At 66.0% G+C, this 1317-nt stretch carries 1 pseudogene; it reads right to left on the reverse strand.

What is annotated here, in order from left to right:
- Window positions 1-21 precede the first annotated feature (21 nt).
- Window positions 22-1317, reverse strand: a pseudogene (locus G3436_RS25430) (heavy metal sensor histidine kinase); the annotation flags it as partial.

Below are 1317 nucleotides of genomic sequence, written 5' to 3' on the forward strand. Positions count from 1 at the left end.
GGCTTGCCAGCGAAGGGGCACTCAAGCCGGCAACAGAATCCCGAAGGTATTGGCGCCCGCCTGGCTACGTGCAAACACGCTGCCCCCATGCATCAGCGCAATCGCCTTGACGATGGCCAGCCCCAGCCCATGGTTGCCGGTGGCGCCATGGCTGCGCGCCGCATCCACCCGGTAGAACCGTTCGAACAGGCGCGGTAGATGCTCGCCGTCGATCGCCGGCCCCGGGTTGCTTACCGCAATGCATACCTGATCGCCCGTCTGCTCGATGCTCACCCGGATCACCTGCTGGCGTGCTGTGTGCTGCACCGCATTGTTGATCAGGTTGATCAATGCCCGGCGCAACTGCGCCTTCTCGATCCTGGCGCGGGCATCGCCACTGACTTGCACGCGCACCTGGGCGTCTTCGAGGATGTAGTCCAGGTAGTCCAGGGTGGTGGCCACCTCTTCGGCCAGCGAGCTGCTGGTCAGTGCAGTGGCCTTGTTGCCCTGGTCGGCACTGGCCAGGAACAGCATGTCGTTGACGATGCTGCGCAGCCGTTCCAGCTCTTCGAGGTTCGATTGCAGCACCTCGAAGTAATGCTCGGCACTGCGCCCACGGGTCAGTGCCACCTGGGTCTGGCCGATCAGGTTGGTCAGCGGCGAACGCAGCTCATGCGCCACATCGGCATTGAACCCCTCCAGCCGCGAGTAGGCCTGGTCGACCCGCTCCAGGGTGGCATTGAAGGCGCTGGCAAACTGCTCCAGCTCAGGTGGCAGGTCGGCCACGCGCAAGCGTCCACTCAGGCGCGGCGGCGCCAGTTGCTGCACCTCCATCGACAGTTCACGCAACGGCCGCAGGCCAATGCGCGCGGCCCAGTAGCCCAGCGCCGAGGCCAGCAGTACGCCCACCACCGCCAGGCTGATCAGCGCCACCAGCAAGGTGTGCTGGGTGTGCCAGAAGGTTTCGGTGTCGATACCCAGCAGAAAGCGCAGCGGTGGGCGCTGGTCCTGTGCCGGCAGGTCGCTGACCAGCACCTTGTACGGGTAAGGGTGGCCCGCCAACTGTAGGTCGCGCATGCCCACGGGGCCCGCGGCGAACGCGCGGATTTCAGCGTCGGGCTGGCCGTATTCGTAACGGGCATCGGCGCTGACCACCCAGAAGCGGATGCGCCGGTCTTCTTCGCTCAGCAGGCTGAGCTTGTGGCTGATCTTGGCCCAGTGCTCCGGCGTGCCGTAGCGGGTCAGCGCGATTCCAGCACGCTGTAGCGTGCGTCCAGCTCCGCCTCTGGCAGCAGGTCCAGGCTGCGGTCGACCTGCTTGTACAGGGCGCCGCCGATC

This window comes from Pseudomonas brassicae (assembly GCF_010671725.1).
Taxonomy (GTDB): Bacteria; Pseudomonadota; Gammaproteobacteria; order Pseudomonadales; family Pseudomonadaceae; genus Aquipseudomonas; species Aquipseudomonas brassicae.